We start from the raw sequence: 4,815 nt of genomic DNA on the forward strand, positions 1-4,815 counted from the left end.
GAGCTCCTCCGAGGCACCGGCAAACAAGGCAAAGATCGCCTTCGTGAACGGCTACACCGCCTCCAGGGAGTGGGCCAAGTACGCATCCCAGAAGTCGGCAACCGTGAAGCTCGAGGCTGGAAAGCGCTACTACATCGAGGCACTCCACAAGGAGGACGGCGGCGGGGACAACCTGGCCGTGGCCTGGCAGCTGCCGAGCGGAGCAAAGGAAATGCCGATCGCAGGAAACAGACTCTCGCCGATAGGAAGCAGCACCGCCACTACCACTCCTGCACCTTCGCCAGCTCCAACTCCTGCTCCGACACCAGTGGCAACAGGCAAGATCACCCGTGAGTTCTGGGCATCAGTGGCAGGCGGCAACGTGGGAAGCATCCCGACGAACACCAAGCCGACCAGCACCACCGAGCTCTCCTCCTTCGAGGCGCCCAGCAACGTGGACAACAGCTACGGACAGCGCATCAGCGGCTTCATCACTGCGCCCGAGACGGGGCTCTACACCTTCTGGATCGCCGGGGACGACCACGCTGAGCTTTTCCTGAGCTCCTCCGAGGCACCGGCAAACAAGGCAAAGATCGCCTTCGTGAACGGCTACACCGCCTCCAGGGAGTGGGCCAAGTACGCATCCCAGAAGTCGGCAACCGTGAAGCTCGAGGCTGGAAAGCGCTACTACATCGAGGCTCTCCACAAGGAGGACGGCGGCGGGGACAACCTGGCCGTGGCCTGGCAGCTGCCGAGCGGTGCAAAGGAGATGCCGATAGCCGGTAACAGACTTTCTCCGATAGGAAGCACACAAACTTTTGCAGCCACTCAAACAGCAGCTGCTATGAGTTCTGAGCCATTCTTTGCTAAAGCAACTGCTTATCCGAACCCATTCCGTGATGTGGTAACGCTAAGCCTGGGTTCATCAGAAGTTGAGTTAACACAGGTAGCAGTATTAGATCAAACAGGACGTGTTGTATATACAATTGAGAAGCCGGAACTAGTAAACAATGAGCTAAGCATCAATTTGGCTGATCTAAAAACCGGACTTTATATCCTTAAATACACAGATGCGACTGGTAAGAGCAACAGCATAAAATTGATAAAAGAGTAAGCATTCCTGTAAAACAGAAAGGGCTGGCAAAATTGCCAGCCCTTTCTGTTTTACAGGAATGCTTACTCCTACTGTACAATTACTTTTCTGTTTAGCGTACGCTCTTTTGAGGTAAGCAATAAGTTGTAAAGGCCAGTAGATATAAACTGCTTAGGCTGAAGAGACAGACTCAAAGTACCATCTGGTTTAGCTGTAGCCTGCTGTTCCAGCACAACTTTACCTGTTATGTCCAGCAACTTAAGCGTAACTGTTTCCGCAGGCTGTAACTCGGATACAAAAACATTTATCTGGCTTGATGGAGTTGGATTAGGATAAACCTCGTAAACTCCTGCAAAAGTTTTGTTATCTGTTATACCAAGCGGAGTCAGTCCACAGTAATTTCCAGCTCCCGCATTATAAGTACCTGAAATAGCACTAACATCAAGAGCTCTATCATAAAGCTTCACCTCATCTACATCACCTTTATAGTGGTAACCATGGTTTAATTTCAAGTATCCTATATTCAAAGCCACTGGGCTTTCAAAGCTACTCTCGTAGTTATGGGTTTTCTTTTCAACCTCAACACCATCAACATACAGGAAGTTTTGGTTGGTAGCTTCATCTCGCACCACAACTATATAGTGCCACTGCCCATCATTGATCTTAGGACCTTTGCCACCAACAGCTGTACCAATGTGGTTTTTATCAAGCAAATTAAAGTTAGCGTAGCCTTCCGGCGTCATGCCAATCCACCAGTGCATGCTTGACTCTGTGGCATTACGCCCAACTATAACCATGTTATCAGCAGCTGTGGCATCTGTGCGTGTCCAGAAGCTAATTGTAAAGCTGTCGTCTTTTTTCCAGTTAAAGTTTGTGGCATCACTTACATCTACACCATTTGTCTCACCGTTAAAAGCCATCGCTCCATGGAACATACCCGTAGTCTCAGTTGGGCAGTCAGTACAACTTGCTGTAGCATTAGATGCAAAATCATCTATCACTCCGTTTTCTACCTTATCCATATGGACATAGTGTTTCAAGCCAGGCAAGCAATCATCAAGCTCTGCCACTTGTCCGTTTCCAACAGTAACCTGTACTGCTTCCGAAACTACGGAGTGGCCTTGCATATCTGTTGCCTTAGCAGTTATACTGTAAGATCCTGATTTAGCATTTTGCCAGTTAAACGTATAAGGAGCGGCTGTTGCAGTACCAAGAAGCGTTGCACCGTTAAAATACTCCACTTTTTCCCAGGCTCTATTAGAATCTGCAAAGTTCACCTTCAGCGCTATGGATGCACCAACATTATACTTAGGAGCCTCTGGAAGATCTAACGCTACTGCTGCAACAACGCCACCGCTACAATCCGGATAGATGTCTACAAAATCTGAGGCTGACAAGCCACCCGTGTCTGTAACCTTCAGGTGTACTCTGTAAAAGTATGTCTCTCCGTCACAGCCAATAGGCTGAATAGTAACTTCTGTTTCATGTTTTGTGTCTACAGGCTCCGGGTGAACGTGCGTGTTGTGGTGCATTACAAGCTGCCACTCATACTTTAGCTTAGCGTCAGCATCTTCATTATCTGTAACTTTAGCTCTTAAGTTATACTTAGGCAAGCCAACAAATGGATACTTTGTACCCTCCGCAGGACTTGTTATCTCCACCACAGGTGGCGTGTTATTCAATGTTATCGTTAAAGACTTTGTGGAGCTTAAACCCTTGGAGTCCGTAACTTTCAATACTACTTTATAAGTCTTCCCTATTTCCGCCGAAGTGAAAGTATGGGTTGGGTTTGCTGTTGTTGCTATAGCAGATCCGTCTCCAAAATCCCAGGCATACGTCAAGTTCTGCCCTTCGGCATCAGTAGATTTGCTGCCAGTAAACTTTACAACCAGCGGGCTCGCGCCATATAGTTTATCGGCTTCTGCTACTGCTTTCGGAGGTGTGTTATCACCATAATAAGCTATTTTATGCACCTTGGTAGCATAGTCGATATAGTATAAACCGCCAGTTACCGGGTTTGTAGCAAAAGCAGTTACCGTTGCTTCTTTATCGATAAAGTTTCTTATCGCTTTCGGACTGTTAGCATTATCAAAACTTGCGTTTTTGATCCAGCCTGCACCATAGTCGCCAAAGAAGTAAGTATTTCTGTATTCAGCCGGCAAGTCATTGCCGGTGTACCATATGCCTCCTGTTGAAGAACTTCCATAGAATGGCTTGCCCGTGACAGGAGAACCTGCCTCACCCACTCCTATCACAGCAGCTTCTTCGCCTTTAAATATGCCGGTTCTTGTAATAGCGTCAGGTATTTTACCATCTCGTATGATGTTATTCACCCAATCAAGTGCAGGTCTGGCGTGCACAAAAGTATACTTAGCTGCAATTGGGGTAGTATTATCGCACGGGTTCATGAAAACAGGATCTGAAGATTTCAGGGGCTGCTTCAGAAGGCTCTCGAACGTGAAGAACGGCTTACAATAGGGATTTGCTCCTGCTTCAGCAGTATATAAGGGATTGGGAGCAAAGGGATTCATTGTTTCTGTGCCCCTACCGTAGTAGAATTGCTGTTTTTCAAGACCTTCATACAAAGGCCACCCGAAGTTCATGCCCGGCTTATCAACAACATTTATCTCCTCCCAGTCCATCCAGCCTACATCGCCCACATATATAATACCAGGGAAACTGCCACTGCCTGTGCCAGGACGAATGGTAAAGCGAAAAGGGTTTCTTAAACCAAGCGCCCATACTTTAGATGCTGCAGACTTAGGGTTGCGTGCATCGTAAAAAGGGTTAGATGGAAGTCCGTTACCTGTAGCCGGATCTATGCGAAGAATTTTTCCATTATAAGACTCAACCTGTTGCGAACGGAATGCACCAACATCCTCTTTTTTTGAAATGATACCATCTGCAAGTGCCTGTGGTGTGTAAGAATCATTAGGATTGTTAGGATCAAATCCAGAGTCTAATGCTCCTGCAGTGGCGCCGTCTCCGGCAGAAATCAACAAAGAGCCATCTTCTCCGAAAGAAATTGAGCCGATCCCGTGCGAGACATAAAGTATTGGAATACCAGTAGCAGCAGTTTCTCCTAGCAGAATTTTTCGGCTACTAGCTTTAACAGAGGAGCCTCCATTCTGAAGATCTACCGTGTAGCGGGTTACCCTTCCGATAGTTGCTTCGTTCTGGCTTATCGCTGTAGGATTATACCCTCCTTTTCCAAAATTCATCAGGTGGTTTCTATCCACTACATATAACAGATAGATAAAGCCATTCTGATTAAAATTAGGATCTAAGGTAAAACCAAGCAAACCATGGTCTCCCCAATCACCAACCTCATCTGTAAGATCCAGCAATGGTTTCTCATGCCTTTCACCATCTTCTACTATCCATACTTTGCCGCCCTTTTCCCACACATACATGCGCTTACCGTCTTTAGAAAAAGTTAATCCAACAGCTGTATTCCACTCGCCTCCAATTGGCTCTACAACAAAGCCTGAAGGAGGTTGTGCCATCACAGTTTGGCTGCAAAACATGGCAAGCATAATCGCTAAAGCCATAGGCGAGAAAGCCAAGGTGGCTAGCTTTTTCCTGCTATGGCTGGTACAATAATGATACAGGGTTTTAATAAGAGTGTAAAATGTTTGCATAAGATCTGATTTTCCAAACGATTGCAGACAAGAGTATTATCACCAAGACGTGATAATACTCTTGTCTTTTAAGAATTCATTATTACTGAGATTAATAATGAA

2 protein-coding genes are annotated in these 4,815 nt (G+C 46.4%); one reads left to right on the forward strand and one right to left on the reverse strand.

What is annotated here, in order from left to right; genetic code table 11:
- The first annotated feature begins 103 nt into the window (after positions 1 to 103).
- Positions 104 to 1,093, forward strand: coding sequence for a PA14 domain-containing protein (locus tag ACFQ2O_RS18710; RefSeq protein ID WP_377531518.1), 990 nt, complete (start codon positions 104 to 106; stop codon positions 1,091 to 1,093).
- Positions 1,094 to 1,161: 68 nt separating this feature from the next.
- Here the strand turns inward: ACFQ2O_RS18710 and ACFQ2O_RS18715 are convergent, their stop codons facing one another.
- Complete coding sequence (locus ACFQ2O_RS18715) at positions 1,162 to 4,623, reverse strand: PQQ-dependent sugar dehydrogenase (RefSeq protein WP_377531520.1); 3,462 nt, start codon at positions 4,621 to 4,623, stop codon at positions 1,162 to 1,164.
- Positions 4,624 to 4,815: the final 192 nt, after the last annotated feature.

Origin of the sequence: Pontibacter rugosus (assembly GCF_042678745.1) — a bacterium.
GTDB lineage: Bacteria > Bacteroidota > Bacteroidia > Cytophagales > Hymenobacteraceae > Pontibacter > Pontibacter rugosus.

What these genes read in the sequence shown, in the direction of transcription:
- ACFQ2O_RS18715 (WP_377531520.1), bottom strand. Translation starts at nt 4,623, where the DNA reads ATGGCTTTAGCGATTATGCTTGCCATGTTTTGCAGCCAAACTGTGATG.